This window comes from Agrobacterium sp. FDAARGOS_525, assembly GCF_003938925.1.
Taxonomy (GTDB): Bacteria; Pseudomonadota; Alphaproteobacteria; order Rhizobiales; family Rhizobiaceae; genus Agrobacterium; species Agrobacterium pusense.
The window spans coordinates 184209-199839 of the sequence record NZ_RKIU01000003.1 but is presented as its reverse complement, the minus strand read 5'-3'; the positions used below and the strand labels follow the sequence as shown (position 1 = coordinate 199839).

Annotated in this window: 13 protein-coding genes and 1 tRNA gene; 4 read left to right on the top strand and 10 right to left on the bottom strand. The window is 59.2% G+C overall.

The features are described 5' to 3' along the window. Nucleotides 1–4 precede the first annotated feature (4 nt). Entirely contained in the window at nt 5–748 is a 744-nt protein-coding gene (locus EGT36_RS02180) for an SIMPL domain-containing protein (RefSeq protein ID WP_037089833.1), read from the bottom strand. 177 nt (nt 749–925) lie between these two features. Between EGT36_RS02180 and EGT36_RS02175 the strand changes: the two genes are divergently transcribed. After that, a tRNA-Ile gene (locus tag EGT36_RS02175) sits at nt 926–1001 on the top strand. Between the two features lie 177 nt (nt 1002–1178). On the opposite strand, the gene EGT36_RS02170 is transcribed toward EGT36_RS02175, so the two are convergent. After that, nucleotides 1179–1544: a hypothetical protein gene (locus EGT36_RS02170; protein ID WP_004442874.1), complete on the bottom strand. Its 366-nt coding sequence runs from the start codon at nt 1542–1544 to the stop codon at nt 1179–1181. A gap of 211 nt (nt 1545–1755) precedes the next feature. Beyond that, nucleotides 1756–2388, bottom strand: a complete 633-nt coding sequence (locus EGT36_RS02165) for an outer membrane protein (RefSeq protein ID WP_022556638.1) — start codon at nt 2386–2388, stop codon at nt 1756–1758. 436 nt (nt 2389–2824) lie between these two features. Between EGT36_RS02165 and EGT36_RS02160 the strand changes: the two genes are divergently transcribed. Then, nucleotides 2825–3277, top strand: coding sequence for a hypothetical protein (locus EGT36_RS02160; RefSeq protein ID WP_004442872.1), 453 nt, complete (start codon nt 2825–2827; stop codon nt 3275–3277). 199 nt (nt 3278–3476) lie between these two features. Beyond that, nucleotides 3477–4037 carry a dual specificity protein phosphatase family protein gene (locus EGT36_RS02155; RefSeq protein WP_034498853.1) on the top strand — a complete coding sequence of 187 codons (561 nt, stop codon included), beginning with the start codon at nt 3477–3479 and terminating at the stop codon, nt 4035–4037. A 130-nt stretch (nt 4038–4167) separates the two neighbouring features. Here EGT36_RS02155 and EGT36_RS02150 read toward each other — a convergent pair whose 3' ends face one another. Next, on the bottom strand, nt 4168–5427 hold the full coding sequence (locus EGT36_RS02150; RefSeq protein ID WP_037089834.1) for an AGE family epimerase/isomerase: 1260 nt from the start codon (nt 5425–5427) through the stop codon (nt 4168–4170). 179 nt (nt 5428–5606) lie between these two features. Here EGT36_RS02150 and metH point away from each other — a divergent pair, with 179 nt between their 5' ends. After that, a complete protein-coding gene (gene metH / locus EGT36_RS02145; protein WP_125270020.1) occupies nt 5607–9380 on the top strand; it encodes a methionine synthase in 3774 nt (1257 codons plus the stop codon). A gap of 69 nt (nt 9381–9449) precedes the next feature. On the opposite strand, the gene EGT36_RS02140 is transcribed toward metH, so the two are convergent. From EGT36_RS02140 to EGT36_RS02115, 6 genes are all read right to left on the bottom strand, one after another. After that, a complete protein-coding gene (locus EGT36_RS02140; RefSeq protein ID WP_037089838.1) occupies nt 9450–10781 on the bottom strand; it encodes an MFS transporter in 1332 nt (443 codons plus the stop codon). Nucleotides 10782–10857: 76 nt separating this feature from the next. Continuing rightward, a complete protein-coding gene (locus tag EGT36_RS02135; protein ID WP_037089840.1) occupies nt 10858–11634 on the bottom strand; it encodes an AAA family ATPase in 777 nt (258 codons plus the stop codon). Nucleotides 11635–11692: 58 nt separating this feature from the next. Further along, entirely contained in the window at nt 11693–12736 is a 1044-nt protein-coding gene (locus EGT36_RS02130; protein WP_037089842.1) for a zinc-dependent alcohol dehydrogenase family protein, read from the bottom strand. A gap of 95 nt (nt 12737–12831) precedes the next feature. Next, nucleotides 12832–13890: an ABC transporter ATP-binding protein gene (locus EGT36_RS02125; RefSeq protein ID WP_004442863.1), complete on the bottom strand. Its 1059-nt coding sequence runs from the start codon at nt 13888–13890 to the stop codon at nt 12832–12834. Between the two features lie 12 nt (nt 13891–13902). Then, nucleotides 13903–14685, bottom strand: a complete 783-nt coding sequence (locus tag EGT36_RS02120) for an ABC transporter permease (protein WP_004442862.1) — start codon at nt 14683–14685, stop codon at nt 13903–13905. After that, the gene (locus EGT36_RS02115; RefSeq protein ID WP_037089843.1) at nt 14682–15566 is read right to left on the bottom strand and encodes an ABC transporter permease; all 885 of its coding nucleotides are present in this window, start codon (nt 15564–15566) and stop codon (nt 14682–14684) included. Before EGT36_RS02115 ends, EGT36_RS02120 begins: the two co-directional genes overlap by 4 nt. Nucleotides 15567–15631: the final 65 nt, after the last annotated feature.

The window sequence follows — 15631 nt, the reverse complement described above, 5'->3', positions numbered from 1 at the left end:
CCGATTACTGCTCGAGCGCGAAGGTGACGTTGACCACAACGCTGTAGCTGTTTTCACCAGAGGCAATCGGGACACTGTCCGCTTCCTTCGCCATGGAGGCGCGCATCATGGCCTGCGGCACCGGCATCGGGCGCTGCGAGTTTTCGGTGATCTGGATAACACGGCCGAGCTTTACGCCAGCAGCTTCGGTCAGGGTCTTGGCCTTGGAAAGAGCGTCGGCCACGGCCTGTTTGCGAGCCTCGGTGACGGTGGCTTCAGGCTTGTCGTTGGTGAAGCTGATGTCTCCACCCTGGTTGATGCCGAGCTTGACGGATGTATCGAGGATCGCGCCGAGCTTCTTCAGGTCCCGCACCCGCACGGTCAGGCCGTTGGATACCTGGTAACCGGTGATTTCGGGAGCGACATAGACGCCGTCCTTTGGCTCATAATGCTTGTAAAGCGGCTGCACCGAGAAGTTGCTGGTCTGCAGGTCACGATCTTCGATCGCCGCCTCCTTCAGCGCCTTCAGAACATCGGCCAGCGCCTTTGAATTTTCCGAAAGAGCGGCCGCCGCGGTCTCTGCCTGCTTGACGACGCTGAACGACAGGATTGCCATATCAGGAGCGATGGCCGCCTGGCCTTCGCCGGAAACGCTGATTGTGGCTTCACGCGGGGTGGCCTCCTGCGCGAGCAACTGGCCGGAGAGCGGCATCATGGCTGCTGCTGTCATTGCGCTAAGTGCAAAAAGGCGGGCCGATTTTGTCTTCATGGTGTTTCCTCGTTGATTGAGTCCCTTGAACGGGTATTGCCTTAGATTGTGTAGCTAATACGGCGGCACTGTTTGCGAAAGCATCAATGGCTTGTCGGGCTGTAAAAATTGCGTTAGAGCGTGACCACCGGATTCGAACCATTGCGAAACCGGTGTTTCGGATAGCGTTTTCCGAAGGGGCCTGTAGCTCAATGGTTAGAGCCGGCGGCTCATAACCGCTTGGTTGGGAGTTCGAGTCTCTCCAGGCCCACCATTTTTCTTTTTTTATCAGATGGTTGTTGATTTTCTGTGCTGATCGCAGGGGTGCTGTCGCGCCTCACGCAGTATCGGTGAGAGCGCGTGGTGGGGATGAAAATCGTATCCCGCCATCTCATTCGCTGATAGCAGCCCGGCTTGCCATTTGAAGCAAACCGGGCCGCAGGATCGGACATTAATTGCAGACCCGCATGCTTTCGGTGTGCCAGCCGCCGTCATAGGAATTCGGAACCCGCCGGTCTTCAAACCAGCAGCGCGGCGGCGGCGGTGGCGGTTCGTAATAACGGGGGCCGCTATTATTGGCGATGGCGCCGCCGATCAGCCCACCGATGACGCCTGCGGCGAGGCCTCCGGCAATGGCTGCGCCATCATTGTGGCGACGGTGTTCGCGATAGGGCGGTGGCGGCGGGCCGCCACGGTCGTAACCCCGATCGTAACGCGGACGGTATGGATAGTCCTGCGCGCTGGCGCTGCCATAGGATGCGAAGATGCTGCCAGTGGCAACAAGCGCGGCAATCGTGGAAAGAATTATCTTTTTCATCGGGCTACTCCATAAGCCTGCTTCGGGAGATAGAGGCTCATTATGCCCGCATGATGGCACGGAACTGCTGAACGGCTTGTGAATGTTTCATTTTTACGCAGTTCATATTGTTCCGTTTTTTCGCAGAGCGGATCGTAGCCTGCGCTGGGCTTCTGCAACGAAAAAAGCCCGGCGGATGGCCGGGCTTCGGGTCTACAAAATTCGATTGTGATCAGAACTTCACGCCGAGGCCCACCTTGACGGTGTGCTGGTCAAGGTCGGTATTGATGCCAAATATGTCCTTGTCGCCGTAATCGTTGTAACGATATTCCAGCCTGCCGAAGACATTGTCGGTGAAGGCGTAATCCAGACCTGCGCCAACCGTGTAGCCGTTGAAGGTGGCGCTATCCTTGCCGGCGCCGGGGGTGTCGATGAAGCCGCGTGTGGCGGTCCAGCCGGCGGTGCCATAAAGCAGGGCGCGATCGAAGGCATAACCAACGCGGCCACGAACGGACCCTTGCCAGTCGGTGCCAATGTTCACACCCGCATAATCATTGTCATTCCAGTTATAGTCGACGTCACCCTCGATGCCGAGAACAAAATTATTGTCGAACTGGTAATTGTAGCCGGCGAAGGCGCCGAGAATGCCGCCATCGAAATTATCCGAGCCTATGGGGGCACCGGCCGAAAAATCACCATTTGCCCAGCCCGCGCCACCTTGAATACCAAGATAAGGACCAGACCAGGTGAAGACCGGCAACGTTTCCTGTGCGACCGGAGGCGCCGGTGTTTCGTAGACGGCATCCGCGGCCATTGCGGTGCTGGCCGAAAGGGCCAGGAGCGACGTTACGATCAGCGTTTTCATCGTTTTCTCCCTGAGCTGACTGATATGTAGCATAGTTTAGTAACTTTTAATATGGGGTGGCTTTCGGCGGTGCCAAGGGGCGGCTTGTCGTCCCTGCCGGCTGGCCTACTTACCTCCATGCCGCGGCGTTTCGTGATGTCCCGCCATGCTGTTCTGATGCTGCGAACGTCTTCGGCGGCGTTTGGTTCCCTTCGCCGTTCTTTCTGAGGACCGCAATGCCGGCGCTATCGGTCACGCTTGGTTGTCTTGACACCGGGGGGAGCACCCATAGAGTTGTGGCTGACGGCTGCGATGCCGGTGCTTCGCGCCATATGCTAGAGGCTTGAGCCGCCGTCGAGATAATACCCCAACGACCGCCTCGCGCGGCCGTTTGTGGCTGGAAGGGCAGGGGAGGGCAGAAACGTATGGAGCTTTATTTTAGCGGAGGAGGGGCGACGTGATTGTCGGAGCCGTTCTCAGCGCCATTCTTCTCCTCACCCTTATTGCATTTCCGCGGCATCTCAAACCAGTGGTCATCTGCCTGCTCCTGATATGGGCCGGCACGGCTGCCTTTGTCATTTACGACTGGCGTCGCAGCAGCCAGCGGCTGGAGCATATAGTCGCGACTGCCGGGTTCGAGGCCGCCTGTCCGGACCCTGCATTGCCCATTCGCGTCAGCTTCCGCAATGATAACAATGTCGCGGTGCAGCGTCTGACCTACACGCTGGAGGGCTTCGAACCGGCCTTTCGAGCTTCCGTATCGTTCGATCCCTATCAGGTGAGCGAAAGGCGGATCGAAGCCGGGGAAACCTTCGCCGCCTGCCGGACATTTCGCCTGCGCAACAACGAGCGGGTGGAACCGCAAAGGCTGGAGTGGCGGGTTACCGTCATTTCCGCCGAATTTGATTGAAGAGATCACACCGGTGCCGGCAATCACGGTATTTTGAGAATTTATGCTTGGGTCCAAAGGCCCTGCATTGCAACCGCTCCATGGGCCTGCCGTGCCCCGGCTGCTTGCGAAGCGCACGGGCCGCGACGGGGCGTGACTTGTTTTCGCCGGTTTGCGGTGTCATCTGCCACACATTGGATTGATGTCGCGGGTTGATGTTTTGCGTATTTTTCTGAAGTTTTTGAAGATCACGGCTATTGGCCTCGTTGCCCTCCCGGTTTTGGCCGGCGCACATATGGGCATCGGCCAGCTGACGGGGAATTTTCATGAGGTCATTCCCGGCGAGCTTTATCGTTCGGCTCAGCCGAGTGGCAAGGACATCGCCGCTTACGCCAAGGCCTATGGCATCAAGACCATCATCAACCTGCGCGATGAAAAGCGTGAAGCCTGGTATGATACCGAAAGCAAGGCAGCGAAAAACAACGGCATCCGGCTGGTCGACTATCCGCTGAGCTCAAGCGAGAAAGTCTCGGTGGAAGATTCAGAAACGCTGGCGGCGGTGCTGCGCAACGCGGAAAAGCCTGTTCTCATCCATTGCGAACATGGCGCGAACCGCACCGGGCTTGCCTCTGCGATCTATGTTGCCGCCGTGGCAGGCAAGAGCGAGGCGGCCGCCGAGTTTCAACTTTCGCCCTATTACGGCCATGTGCCGATCCCTGGCATCGGGCGTTATGAAATGTATCAGTCCTGGGATGACTTCGAGGAAACAATCGGGTTTTGACTGTTGCTTTATCCTCGGCCCTATGCCGGGGATTTAACCGCGTTGCGTCCGGCCGATAGGCTGCAGATGCCCGGGACAAGCCCGAGCATGACAGTGGAGAAGTCTTCGAACGCCGTTGCGAACAACGCGCTTAATAAACCCCGCCGCTTTCCCCGATCACCCTTGTCAGGCTGCCCGTAGCCGGGAAAAGCGGGATGAGGCAGGCCTGGAGGGCGTGGTATATATCACCCTTGCCTGGGAACAGCGTGTGAGCGGGAACCAGATTTTCCGTCAGTTCCTCATGCCAGCCGCCATTTTCATGGTCGATGAAGCTGTTGGCGATCGTGCTCCAGATGCGGCGGTAGCTGTCTTCATAGAAAGGGTCCGCCGGCAGGTTTTCGTTGAGAAAATGGGCCGCACCCGCCGCTTCGCACATGGGCCACCAGAGCTTTGCCCGCTTGTCGGGATTGTCGTTCCAGTCGAGCGTATAAAAGAAGCCGCCCTTTTCCCGATCCCAGCCAAGTGCCATGGACTGCACGAACAGCGATTTGGCGGCCACCGGCATCCAGTCGTGGCGGCGATCACCCAACACCCAAAGCTGGAGGAGGAGGCGCGCCCATTCCAGCCAATGGCCGGGGGTGGAGCCGGAGGGACGGAACATCTCGTTGCCGCGATAGTCCTTGTCGAGTGTCCAGTTGTCGTCGAAATGCTCCGGAACCCGGAAATCCAGTTCACCAGCGCGACGGCGGATGAGAAGATCGGCGATGCGTTCGGCCTTGCCGAGGTAGTTTTTGTCGCCGGTCACCTCATAGGCGGCCATCAACGCTTCGGTCAGATGCATATTGGAATTCTGGCCGCGATAATTATCGATGGGCGACCAGTCGCGGTTGAATTCCTCGGCGATCGCGCCGTGCTTTTCTTCCCAGAAACGGGTTTCCAGCACTTCGGTAATATCGGCCAGCATCTGGTCGGCGAGCGGGTGGCCGACGGTCTTGGCGGAGGAGGCGGCCAGAAGCACGAAGGCATGGCCGTAACCCTGCTTGGTGGCGTCCAGGGGGCCGGCATCGTTAACCTGCCAGAAATAGCCGCCATGCTCGCTGTCGCGATGCCTGTTCCAGAGATAGGTCATGCCGTGGTCGACAATATCGCCACAGCCCGGACGTCCGAGCAGATGGCCGATGGAGAAGCAATGCACCATGCGCGCGGAGGCATGGATGCCGCGCACGGGATCGTTTGCCTGCAACGGCGCGCCCTTGACATCGAGATCGAAGAAGCCGCCGGCAGTATTGAGCGCCCGGTACTGGAAGAAGTCGAAAAGCCCCTCGGCCTGCTTTACCAGCCACTGGCGGTGCCAGGGCAGGGTATTCCAGTTTCGGCTGTTGTGATCGTCCTCAGACATCGCGTCCTCCATGCGGTTTGCTGCTTCGGCTTATATCCTTGCCGTATAAGCCTGTCATCTGTCAGCGATATTTCGTAACGTGACGCAACGACGCAAAGCCATGTCTGTCCCTTGAAGATATATTGACATAAACATATCTTTATGTGACTTGACGACTTGCGATCTTGCAAATCGAAATGAGGAGTGTGCCCGTGTTTGACGATCTGTTTGGCCCTGAGGGGGCAAAGCGCGACGGCGCGGAAATTTTCAAGGCGCTGCGCGAAGCCGCCAGCGAGCGCATCCTCATTCTCGACGGCGCCATGGGCACGCAGATTCAGGGTCTCGGCTTTGACGAAGATCATTTTCGCGGTGATCGCTTCATCGGCTGCGCCTGCCACCAGCAGGGCAATAACGACCTTCTGATTCTGACCCAGCCGGACGCTATCGAAGACATCCACTATCGCTACGCCATGGCGGGTGCGGATATTCTCGAAACCAACACGTTTTCCTCGACCCGCATCGCGCAGGCCGATTACGAGATGGAAAATGCGGTCTATGACCTCAACCGCGAGGGTGCGCAGATCGTCCGCCGCGCCGCCCAGCGCGCCGAGCGGGAAGATGGCCGCCGCCGTTTTGTCGCTGGCGCCATCGGCCCCACCAACCGTACGGCCTCGATTTCGCCAGATGTCAACAATCCCGGTTACCGCGCCGTCAGCTTTGACGATCTGCGTATCGCCTATGGCGAGCAGATCGACGGCCTGATCGATGGCGGCGCCGATATCATCCTCATCGAGACGATCTTCGATACGCTGAATGCAAAGGCGGCGATCTTCGCCTGCGAGGAGCGTTTCGAGGCCAAGGGCATCCGCCTGCCGGTCATGATCTCGGGCACGATCACAGACCTATCCGGCCGCACGCTTTCCGGCCAGACGCCGTCTGCCTTCTGGAATTCGGTGCGCCACGCCAACCCCTTTACCATCGGCCTTAACTGCGCACTCGGTGCGGATGCCATGCGTCCGCATCTGCAGGAATTGTCCGATGTCGCCGATACCTTCGTCTGTGCCTATCCGAATGCAGGCCTGCCGAACGAGTTCGGGCAATATGACGAAACGCCTGAGATGATGGCGCGTCAGGTGCAGGGTTTCGCCCGCGACGGCCTCGTGAACATCGTTGGCGGTTGCTGCGGCTCGACGCCGGAGCATATCCGGGCGATTGCCGAGGCGGTCAAGGATTACAAGCCGCGCCCGATCCCCGAGCATAAGCCCTTCATGTCGCTTTCGGGCCTTGAGCCCTTCGTGCTGACCAAGGATATTCCTTTCGTCAACGTCGGCGAGCGCACCAACGTCACCGGCTCGGCCAAGTTCCGCAAGCTAATCACCGCCGGTGATTACACGGCGGCGCTGGCCGTTGCCCGCGATCAGGTGGAAAACGGCGCGCAGATCATCGACATCAACATGGATGAAGGCCTGATCGATTCCGAAAAGGCGATGGTGGAGTTTTTGAACCTCATCGCTGCCGAGCCCGACATCGCCCGCGTGCCTGTCATGATCGACTCGTCGAAGTTCGAGATCATCGAGGCCGGTCTGAAATGCGTTCAGGGCAAGTCGATCGTCAACTCGATTTCGCTGAAGGAAGGCGAGGAGAAGTTTCTCCAGCAGGCGCGGCTCGTCCACAATTACGGCGCGGCAGTCGTTGTCATGGCCTTTGACGAGGTGGGGCAGGCGGATACCTATCAGCGCAAGGTGGAAATCTGCGCGCGGGCCTACAAGCTGCTGACCGAAAAGGCCGGGCTGGCGCCTGAGGACATCATCTTCGATCCGAACGTCTTTGCTGTCGCGACCGGTATCGAGGAGCACAATAATTACGGCGTTGATTTCATCGAGGCCACCAAGACCATCCGCGAAACCATGCCGCTTACGCATATTTCCGGTGGCGTTTCCAACCTTTCCTTCTCCTTCCGCGGCAATGAACCGGTGCGCGAGGCGATGCATGCCGTGTTCCTGTATCACGCCATCCAGGTTGGCATGGATATGGGCATCGTCAACGCCGGTCAGCTTGCGGTTTATGACAATATCGACCCGGAGCTTCGCGAGGCCTGCGAGGACGTGGTGCTGAACCGCCGCGATGACGCGACCGAACGCCTGCTGGAGGTCGCGGAGCGTTTCCGGGGCACGGGCGCCAAGGATACCAAGGTTCAGGATCTTTCCTGGCGTGAGCTGCCCGTCGAGAAAAGGCTGGAGCACGCGCTGGTCAACGGCATCACCGACTATATCGAGGCCGATACGGAAGAGGCGCGCCAGAAGGCGGAGCGTCCGCTGCACGTCATCGAAGGGCCGCTGATGGCCGGCATGAACGTGGTGGGCGACCTCTTCGGTTCGGGCAAGATGTTCCTGCCGCAGGTGGTGAAATCTGCCCGCGTGATGAAGCAGGCTGTGGCGGTGCTTCTTCCTTACATGGAAGAAGAAAAGCGCCTGAACGGCGGCGAAGAGAAGAAGGCGGCCGGCAAAGTGCTGATGGCGACCGTCAAGGGCGATGTGCACGATATCGGCAAGAACATCGTCGGCGTCGTGCTCGCCTGCAACAATTACGAGATCATCGATCTGGGCGTCATGGTGCCGACGACGAAAATCCTCGAAAAGGCAATCGCCGAAAAGGTGGATGTGATCGGCCTTTCCGGCCTCATTACGCCGTCGCTGGACGAGATGGTGCATGTGGCCGCAGAAATGGAACGGCAGGGTTTCGACATCCCGCTGCTAATCGGTGGCGCCACGACGAGCCGTGTGCATACGGCGGTAAAAATTCATCCGCGGTATGAGCAGGGGCAGGCGATCTATGTGACCGACGCCTCGCGCGCCGTGGGCGTCGTGTCGGCGCTTCTCTCCGCCGAGCAGAAGCCGGCTTATATCGACGGTATTCGCAGCGAATATGCCAAGGTGGCAGAGGCTCACGCCCGCAACGAGCGTGAGAAGCAGCGCCTGCCGCTTTCCCGCGCCCGCGAGAATGCGCACAAGATTGACTGGTCGAGCTATAGCGCCGTCAAGCCACAATTCTTCGGCACAAAGGTATTCGAGACCTATGATCTGGAAGAGCTTTCTCGCTATATCGACTGGACGCCGTTTTTCCAGACCTGGGAATTGAAGGGCCGCTTCCCCGCGATTCTCGATGACGAGAAGCAGGGCGAGGCGGCGCGTCAGCTCTATAGCGATGCGCAGGCGATGCTGAAGAAGATCATTGAGGAGAACTGGTTCCGGCCGCGCGCGGTGATCGGCTTCTGGCCGGCTAATGCGGTGGGCGACGATATCAGGCTATTTACCGATGAGAGCCGCAATGAAGAGCTGGCGACCTTCTTCACGCTGCGCCAGCAGCTTTCCAAGCGAGACGGACGTCCCAATGTGGCGCTGTCCGATTTCGTCGCGCCTGTCGATAGCGGTGTTGCCGATTATGTCGGCGGCTTCGTGGTAACGGCGGGTATCGAAGAAGTGGCGATTGCCGAGCGTTTCGAGCGGGCGAATGACGATTATTCGTCCATTCTCGTCAAGGCGCTGGCCGACCGTTTCGCGGAAGCCTTTGCCGAGCGCATGCATGAGCGCGTGCGGAAGGAGTTCTGGGGTTATGCACCGGACGAGGCTTTTGCCGGTGATGAGCTGATTGGCGAGGCCTATGCCGGTATCCGCCCGGCACCTGGCTATCCGGCCCAGCCCGACCACACCGAAAAGAAGACGCTGTTTGCCCTGCTCGACGCCACCAATGCGGCGGGTGTGGAATTGACGGAAAGTTACGCCATGTGGCCGGGTTCTTCCGTCTCCGGCATCTATATCGGTCATCCCGAGAGCTATTATTTCGGCGTTGCCAAGGTGGAGCGTGATCAGGTGCTGGATTATGCGCGCCGCAAGGATATGCCGGTTGAGGAAGTGGAGCGCTGGCTCGGTCCGGTGCTCAACTACGTGCCGACGAACGGCGAGGAGAAAATCGATAGCGCGGCCTGATGGTTCACGCATTGCCGGGACAAATAAAAAGCGCGGGTCTTGCCCGCGCTTTTTTGTTTACTGTGGAACCTACGACCGCAACGCCGCCAGTTCCTCAATGCCGACATGGCTCTCTATCTCGCTGCCGCGCAGATAGAGGTAGAGACCGATCGCGAAGGCGAGGACGGCGATGAAGACCAGATACCAGGCGTGGGCCATGGGGTTGATCGCAAGCGCCGTCGTCACGCCGATCGGCGTCAGCCCGCCGAAGACGGCATAAGAGACGTTGTAGGCGAAGGAGAGGCCGGAAAAACGGATGGATGCCGGAAACGCCCGCACCATGACATAGGGCACCGCACCGGCCATGCCGACCGAAAGGCCCATGACGCCGTAAAGCAAGAACATGGTCTGAAGCGAGGTGCCGGCGTAGCTGTAGAAGGTGAAGGTGGCGATACCGAAGAAAATGCTGGCGCCCATGAAGAAGAGGCCGGAGCCGACACGGTCGATCAGCGCGCCGGCAATGATGACGCCGAAGATCAGGAACAGCGTGCCGAAGCTGGTGCCGGCGAGCGCCTGCGTTGGCGTATAGCCGTAGAGCTTTTGCAGGAAGGTCGCCGTCATCAGCGTGGTGACGACGATTGCCGCTGACAGAACCCAGGTCAGCAGGGCGGAGATGATCACGCCGCGCATATGGTGCTTCAGCACCAGCCCGAGCGGCAGCTTGTCCGTCAGTGACTTCGACTTCTTCATTTCCATGAAGATCGGCGTCTCTTCCAGCCAGCGGCGCAGATAAACGGCGATGAGGCCGAAAATGCCGCCGAGCAGGAAGGGGATGCGCCAGGCGTAACCGGCCACGTCTTCCGGCGTGAAAAGCGAATTGATGGCAAAGGCGATCAACGAGCCCAGCATGATGCCAAAGGAAAGACCGGAGGTGAGGAAACCACAGGCAAGCCCGACGCGGCGGAAGGGCACGTGTTCGGCAACGAAGGTCCAGGCGCCGGGCACTTCACCGCCGATGGCGGCACCCTGCAGCATGCGCAGGATGATGAGCAGGATGGGAGCGGCCACGCCAATGGTGGCGTAGGTCGGCATCAGTGCCATGCCCAGCGTGGAAAGAGCCATCAAGAGGATCGAGAAAGCGAAGACACGCTTGCGGCCGTAACGGTCGCCATAATGCGCCAGTACGATACCGCCGAGCGGCCGCACCAGATAACCGGCGGCAAAGATGCCGAAGGTCTGGATCATCACCAGCCAATCCGGCATCTCAGGCGGGAAGAACAGATGGCCGATCACGGTCGCGAAAAATACGAAAATGATGAAGTCGTAAAATTCGAGCGCACCGCCCAGGGCCGAAAGGCCGAGCGTTTTGTAATCCTGGCTATTGAGGGGCCGGGCTGCCGCCGGTGTTGTGGTGGGAGACATGAGGCTGCTTCTTTCTAAATTTCGTATTACTTATGGGAATGCGGCAAGAGCAGCGCGATTTCAAGCCTTATGCTGTTCAATCACTCAGGTATTTCGATGGGCTGTCGAGAAAGCGCCGCAGGAAGATTATGGTCTCCAACTCGTCATAAAGACGTTCGGTGACGCCATCCTCGTCGAAATGATAAATCGTTGCCTCTGGAATGGCCAGAAGGACGGGCGAATGGGTGGCGATGATCAATTGCCCGCCTCGATCGGCCGCATGGCGGATGAGCGCGGCGAGTTCGAGCTGTTTCTGCATTGAAAGCGGGCTTTCCGGTTCGTCCAGAAAATAAAGACCGGCACCGTGCAACCTCTGCTGCATGATGTCCATAAACCCTTCGCCGTGGGAACGGCGGTCGAGGATATTGTTCCTGACGATCCTGCGAAATGTCTCGGGCGTTTCCTCCGGAAAATCCTCGCCTTTTTTCAGTGCCTTTTCCCGCTCCCAGCGAAAATCGTCCAGCGCTTCCTCATTCTGGCGGCGGATATAACCAAGCACGTCTTCGGCGCGCAGAAACATGCGGATTTTCGGATATTTCTTGCGGGCGAAATAGAACGACTTCGCCACAGTCTCGGCGTGCTGAAGGTAAAGGTCGTCGGTTACCTGGCCGTGATTGCCGATGGCATAGGCAGTCATTCCCGCCGCCAGTCCTTCCAGCAGTGTTGATTTGCCCGAACCGTTATTGCCGGCGAAAAAGGTGATCGGCGTCTTGAACTCAAGACGTTGCAGATGGCGTAGCGCAGGGACGGAGAAGGGATAGGCGTCGCTTCCGTCCAGGTTCTCTTTTGTGGTTACGCTATCGAGAAACAGCATGTTGCGCTCCTCCTGACGGAAGACACTTAAACGGTCACCGTGTCAAAAGCCTTTATCCCTATTCGAACCGGTCGATGATGCTGATGCCGCTTTCCCTGAAGCTGTCCATGGCGGGCAGGGCGGTTGCGGCCTCGGAAAGCCTGATGTGGCGGCCGATCAGCTTTTCCGGCGCGAGCCTGCCGCTTTCGATCATCGCCAGCATGTCCTCATAACGCCACGCCTGCATGCCGTGGCTACCATAGATCTCCAGCTCATGCGCGATCACCCGCGCCATGGGAATGGCGGGCATGGCGTGGTCGGCGAGCATGAGCCCCACCTGCACATGGCGGCCGCGCCGGCGCAGGTTGCTGATGGAGTTGCAGCAGGTCTGCGGGTGGCCGAGCGCATCGACAGAGACATGTGCACCGCCACCCGTCACCTCGCGAACCGCCTCGGCAACATCGGCAACCGCGCGGCTGTTGATGGTGGCGGTCGCGCCGAGCTGCCGCGCAAGTTCGAGCTTGTCTTCGGCAATGTCGATGGCGACGACCTGCGCACCGAGGCCGGCGCCAATCATGATGGCGGACAGGCCGACGCCGCCGCAGCCATGCACCGCCAGCCATTCACCGCCCTTCAGGCGCCCCTGATCGGTCACTGCCCGGAAGGAGGTGGCAAACCGGCAGCCGAGGCCGGCCGCCGTCGCGTAGCTCATCGTATCGGGCAGATGCACGAGGTTCTGATCGGCGTAATCGATCGCGACATACTCGGCGAAGGAGCCCCAATGGGTAAAGCCGGGCTGGAACTGCGCCTCACAGACCTGCTGGTTGCCGGAGCGGCATTCGTGGCAATGGCCGCAGCCTGAGACGAAGGGAACGGTGACGCGATCACCGGTTTTGAAACGGGTGACGTTCTTGCCGACAGCGGCAATCACCCCGGCGAATTCGTGGCCGGGAACATGCGGCAGGCGAATATCCGGGTCATGTCCCATCCAACCGTGCCAATCGCTTCGGCAAAGGCCGGTGGCCTTTACCTCGATGACCACACCGCCATCTGTCGGTTCCGGATCCGGCAGGGACGCGACAACGGGGGTCTCACCGAATCGTTCATAATAAAGCGCGCGCATCATGGCCTCACATCGTTGGTATGCAGGTTCGAAGTCATACCTGCTCTACCATCTCCCGCAAATGGGCGAAGCGGTTTTGCGTCTGGAAAAGCGTTTTAGTCCTTGATAAGCATCAGGTCACCGGCTGCGAATTTCAGCGTGACCTGCTCACCGACGGCGGGCGGCGCTGTGCCGGGATCGTTGAACATGTCGAATGACAGCGTGGATCCGCCGAGATCGAGGCGGGTGCGGATGACCGAGCCGAGGAACTGGCTGGAGGTGACCGTGCCGGAAATGGCGACATCGCCTTTCGCGTCGCTGCCGAGCGAACCCGCTTCAGGGCGCAGGGCAAGGGTGATTTTTTCGCCGTTTGCCGCATTGACCGGCTTTTGCAGGGTGATCTGCTGTTCCCCGACCTGGATGGTGTTGGACGAGGAGTCCGCCACGATCGCGTCGATGAGGTTCAGCGTGCCCACGAAGGAAGCGACGAAGCGGGTCGCGGGCGTGTTGTAGATATCAAAGGGCGAGCCGATCTGGTCGGCGCGGCCGGCATTCATGACAACGATGCGGTCGGAAATCGACAGGGCCTCTTCCTGATCGTGGGTCACGAAAATGGTGGTGATGCCGAGTTTCTGCTGAATCTGGCGGATTTCCTCGCGCAGCGAAACACGGATCTTGGCGTCGAGTGCCGAGAGCGGTTCGTCCAGCAAAAGCACTTCCGGCTTCGGCGCGAGCGCACGGGCCAACGCCACGCGTTGCTGTTGGCCACCCGACATCTGGTAGGGATAACGGTCAGCCAGATGCTCCAGGTGGATGAGCTGGAGCATTTCTTTCACGCGCGCGTCGATTTCGGCTTTCGGTTTGCCAGCGACTTTCAGGCCGAAGGCGACGTTTTCATAGACGTTCATGTTCGGGAACAGCGCATAAGCCTGGAACACCATGCCAATATTGCGCTGGTTGGGCCGGAGCGTTGTCTGGTCCTTGCCATTGATGACGATCGAGCCTCCGGTCGGGATTTCGAACCCGGCGATCATGCGCAGTACCGTGGTCTTGCCGCAGCCCGATGGCCCGAGGAAGGAGACGAACTCGCCCTTTTCGATGGCCATGTTGAAATCATGTACGACCTGGACGGAGCCGAAGGATTTCTTGATGTTGCTAAGTGTCAAAAAGCTCATGAAATATTGTCCTCAGGCCTTGGGAGGCGCGCCCTTCTGGTAGCGTGAAACGAGTTGGATCAGACCGAGGCAGCCCCAGGTAATGCCGAAGGAAATCACGGCAAGCGCTGCCGGTTCATAGGCGCGGTTGGCACCCAGCAGCTGCATGTAGGGGCCGAAGGCCGGGCGGTTCAAAAGGGCTGCCATGGTGAACTCACCGATGACGATGGCAAAGGTCAGGAAGGCGCCCGACAGCACGGCGACCAGAACATTGGGCAGGATGATGCGCGAGAGGATGGTCGTCCAGCCCGCGCCGAGGCTCTGCGCCGCTTCCGTCAGTGTCGCCACGTCGATGGTTCTGAGGCCGGTATCGACGGCGCGGTACATATAGGGCAGGGCGAGCGTGGCATAACCGAACATCAGAAGCAGGTTGGTGCCGAAGCTCGTGCCGGTCAGCGGCAGCCAGCTGGAGGTGTTGTAAAGCCTGATATAACCGAAGACGATGACGATGGCCGGGATGACCAGCGGCAGAAGCGTGATGAATTCGATATAGGGGCGCAGGCCCGGCAGTTTCAGACGCACCCAATAGGCTGTCGGTACCACCAGCAGGACGCCAAAAATGATGGTGAACAGCGCCATGACGACGGAATAGCTGAAGGTCTCCTGGAAGCGCGGGTCGCCCAGCACCTTGGCATAAGCGTCGAAAGAATATTCGCCGCGCCGCATTTTCAGCGAGAAATTGGTCATGCCGATCAGCGGTAGGGCGAAATAGAGCAGGCCGAAAATCAGCGCGCCCCAGGCGAAGAAACGCTTCATTTCAGCCACCTTTCGCTGCGGGCGCGCAGCCAGATATAAAGTGCATTGGCAATGCCTGTCACGACGATCATGCCGAAGGCGAGCGCGTAACCGAGATGCGGATTGCCGAGAACGTCGCCGCGAATTTGCGCGAAGAGCAGGATCGGTACGATGTTGAGCGAGGAGCCGGTGAGCGCAATTGCGGTGGCCACTGCGCCGAAGGCATTGGCAAACAGCAGCGACATGGTGCCGAGCAGCGACGGCAGCAAGATCGGAAAGGCCACCATGCGCCAATATTGAAAGCCGGTGGCTCCGAGAATTTCCGCCGCTTCGCGCCATTCGCGCTTCAGGCCGTCAAGCGCGGGCGTGATGATGAGGATCATCAGCGGAATCTGGAAGAACAGATAGGTGACGGTGAGACCCCAGAAGGACAGGATGTTGAAGCCGAGCATCCTGAGATCGATGCCGACCTGCGTCTTCAGGAAGACGGTCAGGAGGCCGACCGGGCCAAGCGTGGCGATGAAGGCGAAGGCAAGCGGTACCCCGGCGAATTGCGAGGCGACGCCTGAAAAGGTGAGAAGCGGTCCGCGGATACGCTGCGGCAGACCACCGAGCACTACGGCCGCGGCGACGGCAAAGCCGATCAGGCAGCCGAGCGCTGCAGAAGCGAGGCTGATCTTTATCGAGATCCAGTAGGCCGAAAGGATGGATGCGGTAAAAAGCCCTGCAATGTTTTCAAGCGTGAAAGTTCCGTCTGTCCGCTGGAACGCGCCAACGACGATCTTCATCGTCGGCATAATCAGAAACAGCAGCACAAAAACGGCAAAAGGTACGACGCCTATCCAATGCAGCGGCAGCTTTCTGCGCGCGTCGGATGGTCCGCCGGTGTTGGTTGATGGCATCCTTGTCCCCAAACGCCGTTTTCAAACGGTCTGTCTATAAAGGTCTATATTATAAAAGAAGCACC

Coding starts and splice junctions, on each gene's coding strand:
- EGT36_RS02180 (WP_037089833.1), bottom strand. CDS start 748: ATGAAGACAAAATCGGCCCGCCTTTTTGCACTTAGCGCAATGACAGCA.
- EGT36_RS02170 (WP_004442874.1), bottom strand. CDS start 1,544: ATGAAAAAGATAATTCTTTCCACGATTGCCGCGCTTGTTGCCACTGGC.
- EGT36_RS02165 (WP_022556638.1), bottom strand. CDS start 2,388: ATGAAAACGCTGATCGTAACGTCGCTCCTGGCCCTTTCGGCCAGCACC.
- EGT36_RS02150 (WP_037089834.1), bottom strand. CDS start 5,427: ATGGAGGACGCGATGTCTGAGGACGATCACAACAGCCGAAACTGGAAT.
- EGT36_RS02140 (WP_037089838.1), bottom strand. CDS start 10,781: ATGTCTCCCACCACAACACCGGCGGCAGCCCGGCCCCTCAATAGCCAG.
- EGT36_RS02135 (WP_037089840.1), bottom strand. CDS start 11,634: ATGCTGTTTCTCGATAGCGTAACCACAAAAGAGAACCTGGACGGAAGC.
- EGT36_RS02130 (WP_037089842.1), bottom strand. CDS start 12,736: ATGCGCGCGCTTTATTATGAACGATTCGGTGAGACCCCCGTTGTCGCG.
- EGT36_RS02125 (WP_004442863.1), bottom strand. CDS start 13,890: ATGAGCTTTTTGACACTTAGCAACATCAAGAAATCCTTCGGCTCCGTC.
- EGT36_RS02120 (WP_004442862.1), bottom strand. CDS start 14,685: ATGAAGCGTTTCTTCGCCTGGGGCGCGCTGATTTTCGGCCTGCTCTAT.
- EGT36_RS02115 (WP_037089843.1), bottom strand. CDS start 15,566: ATGCCATCAACCAACACCGGCGGACCATCCGACGCGCGCAGAAAGCTG.